The 3,189-nt window shown below is 63.8% G+C and carries 3 protein-coding genes; all 3 read left to right on the forward strand.

The features are described from left to right. The first annotated feature begins 82 nt into the window (after positions 1-82). The 3 genes from J0I79_RS34545 (at position 83) to J0I79_RS34555 (ending at position 3,108) form a co-directional block, all read left to right on the forward strand. A complete protein-coding gene (locus J0I79_RS34545) occupies positions 83-1,447 on the forward strand; it encodes an Nramp family divalent metal transporter (RefSeq protein WP_292870514.1) in 1,365 nt (454 codons plus the stop codon). Between the two features lie 75 nt (positions 1,448-1,522). After that, a complete protein-coding gene (locus J0I79_RS34550) occupies positions 1,523-2,365 on the forward strand; it encodes a protein-L-isoaspartate O-methyltransferase (RefSeq protein WP_292870517.1) in 843 nt (280 codons plus the stop codon). Between the two features lie 92 nt (positions 2,366-2,457). Further along, positions 2,458-3,108: a dihydrofolate reductase family protein gene (locus J0I79_RS34555; protein WP_292870520.1), complete on the forward strand. Its 651-nt coding sequence runs from the start codon at positions 2,458-2,460 to the stop codon at positions 3,106-3,108. The last annotated feature ends 81 nt before the right edge of the window (positions 3,109-3,189 follow it).

A 3,189-nucleotide genomic window follows, 5' to 3' on the forward strand; every position in this document is an offset into this window, starting at 1 on the left:
GACAATGAAATATAGCCTATTGCATAATGTTGAGCCGTGGCATAGGCTGCAGGCATCCTCCCGAAGTCCAGAAAGCCTTTCCATGTCAGAAGCAGAAGCCACATCCTCCCGATCCGCATGGCGGTTCGCCAGACGGGAGGAGGAGGATCAGCCCAGCCTGCGCGAGGTCAATGCCTCCATCGCGGTGCCGACCTCGGGCGTCTGGTTCCGCCGCCTGTTCGCCTTCATGGGCCCGGGCTACATGGTCTCGGTCGGCTACATGGACCCGGGCAACTGGGCGACCGACCTCGCCGGCGGCGCGCAGTTCGGCTACACGCTGCTGTTTATCATCATGCTGTCCAACCTGATGGCGATCCTGCTGCAGGCGCTGTCGGCGCGGCTCGGCATCGCCACCGGCCGCGACCTCGCCCAGGCCTGCCGCGCCTACTATCCCAAGCAGCTCAATTTCGTGCTGTGGATCGCCTGCGAACTGGCCATCATCGCCTGCGATCTGGCCGAGGTGATCGGCACGGCGATCGCGCTGCAGCTTCTGTTCGGCATCCCGCTGGTCGGCGGCGCCCTGCTCACCGCGCTCGACGCCTTCCTCGTGCTGCTTCTGATGAACAAGGGCTTCCGCTATCTCGAAGCCTTCGTCATCGCGCTTCTGATCATCATCTTCGGCTGCTTCGCCATCCAGATCTTCGTCGCCGCGCCGCCGGCCGGCACGATCCTGCATTCTATGTTCGTGCCGTCGTCGGAAATCGTCACCAACCCGGCGATGCTCTACATCGCCATCGGCATCATCGGCGCCACCGTCATGCCGCACAATCTCTATCTGCACTCCTCGATCGTGCAGACCCGCGCCTATGAACGCACCGAAAAGGGCAAGCGCGACGCCATTAAATGGGCGACGATGGACTCCACCATCGCCCTGATGCTGGCGCTGTTCGTCAACGCCGCCATCCTGATCGTCGCGGCGGTCGCCTTCCACGAAACCGGCCACCAGGACGTCGCCGAGATCGAGGACGCCTTCAAGCTCCTGTCGCCGCTGCTCGGCCTCAGCATCGCCTCCATCCTGTTTGCAGTGGCGCTGCTCGCCTCGGGCCTCAACTCGACGGTGACGGCGACACTCGCCGGCCAGATCATCATGGAAGGCTTCCTGCGCCTGCGCATCCCCAACTGGGCGCGCCGCCTGCTGACTCGTGGCCTCGCCATCATCCCTGTCGTGGTCGTCACCGCGCTCTATGGCGAAAAGGGTACCGGCCAGTTGCTGATCTTCAGCCAGGTGGTGCTGTCGATGCAGCTGCCCTTCGCGGTCATCCCGCTGGTGCAGTTCGTCTCCAGCAAGGAGAAGATGGGCAGCCTCGCCATCCCGCGCGCCGTGGCGGTCCTTGCCTGGGTGGTCGCCGCCATCATCCTCGTGCTCAATTTCAAGCTGCTCTACGACACGCTGTTCGGGGTCGGCTAGAGCACCTCAAACCATCCGGCTCCAGGACGCCTGAAGCCGGATGACATCAGGTCAATACGCGCTATGTTGCGTGCGATGAGCACGATCGAGGACGCCAGGAGATTCTATGCCAGGCTGATGGCGGCCAATGCCGCCTCGGCCGATCCGCGTCTGGAGGAGGTTTTCGCCAGCGTGCCGCGCGAAGCCTTCCTCGGACCGGGACCATGGACGGTCATAGCCGACACCAGCAAGATCACGACACCCAGCGCCGACCCTATCCATCTCTATCAGAACGTGCTGGTGGCGCTCGATGCCGACAAGGGCATCAACAATGGCGAGCCGTTCCTGCATGCCATGTGGATCGGCAAGCTGGCGTCAAGGCCTGGCGAGATCGTCTCCCATATCGGCGCGGGCGCCGGCTACTACACCGCCCTGCTGGCCAGGCTGGTTTCGCCGGGCGGCGCCGTTACCGCCTTCGAACTCGACGGCAAGCTGGCCGGACTGGCGCGCGAGAATCTGAAAACCTGCGGCAATGTTACCGTCGTCCATGGCGATGCCGTGACCGCGCCCCTGCCGCCATCCGACATCGTCTACGTCAACGCCGGCGTCGCCGCCCCTCCAGCCGGCTGGCTGAAGGCGCTTCGCCCCGGCGGCCGCATGGTCTTCCCCTGGCGCCCGGCAGAAAATGTCCCGCTGGCGCTGCTGGTGACCCGCACCGAGAAGGGCTTTGCCTGCGACCCCTTCATGCGCTCCTGGTTCATCCCATGCGTCGGCGCTTCGGCGCTCCCCGATGCGGCGAAGGTTCCGACCCGCGAAGAGGCTTCCCGCAGCCGCTCGATATGGCTGGTGGAGGACCGGCCGCCGGACCACACCGCCACCGCTGTTCTCGGCGATGTCTGGTTCTCCTCCAGCCCCGCTCAAGTCGGAGTCGACGGCTAAAAGTTTGTCGTCTCGTGTCGAAAAGGAAGTCTGTCGTTCGTCATCATGTTGAATCCGGCCGAAACGGTACGGATCGCAAAAGGAGAAGACAGATGCGAAAGATCATCGCCGCGACCTTCGTCAGCCTCGACGGCGTCATGCAGGCGCCGGGCGGCCCCGAAGAAGATCCTGTCGGCGGCTTCGAGTTCGGCGGCTGGACGTTCCACTACTTTGACGAGGTGGCGGGCGAAGCCATGGGCGAACTGTTCTCCAAACCGTTCGACCTGCTGCTCGGCCGCAGAACCTACGACATCTTTGCCGCCTATTGGCCCTATCAGAAAGATCCGATCGCCGATGTCTTCAACCCTGCGACCAAATATGTCGCGACACATCGGCCCGACACGCTCACCTGGGAGAACACCAAATCGCTCGGGTCCGATATCGTGGCAGCGTTGCGCAAGCTCAAGCAGGAGGACGGACCCGATCTGCTCATCCAGGGCTCGGGCGAGCTGATCCAGACCCTGCTCGCCAACGGGCTGATCGACGAGATCCGGCTGATGATCTTTCCGCTGCTGCTGGGCAAGGGCAAGCGTCTGTTCGGCGACGATGCGATGCCGGGGACCTTCAAGCTCGTCAAATCGCAGACGTCCACCACCGGCGTCATCATGGCGACCTATGTGCGCGGCGGCGAGATCAAGGTCGGGTCGTTCGCGCAGCAAGAGCCTTCCCAGGCCGAACTCGAGCGGCGCAAGAACTGGAAGTAGATTCCGATTGGTTTGCGCCGCCCCTCATCCGCCTGCCGGCACCTTCTCCCCGTATAGTGACGGGGAGAAGGGAGCCCGCCG

It is taken from the genome of Mesorhizobium sp. (assembly GCF_017306585.1).
Lineage (GTDB): Bacteria > Pseudomonadota > Alphaproteobacteria > Rhizobiales > Rhizobiaceae > Mesorhizobium.

Bases quoted from the DNA above. Each gene is read 5' to 3' on its own strand.
- J0I79_RS34545 (WP_292870514.1), top strand. From the start codon at position 83: ATGTCAGAAGCAGAAGCCACATCCTCCCGATCCGCATGGCGGTTCGCC.
- J0I79_RS34550 (WP_292870517.1), top strand. From the start codon at position 1,523: ATGAGCACGATCGAGGACGCCAGGAGATTCTATGCCAGGCTGATGGCG.
- J0I79_RS34555 (WP_292870520.1), top strand. From the start codon at position 2,458: ATGCGAAAGATCATCGCCGCGACCTTCGTCAGCCTCGACGGCGTCATG.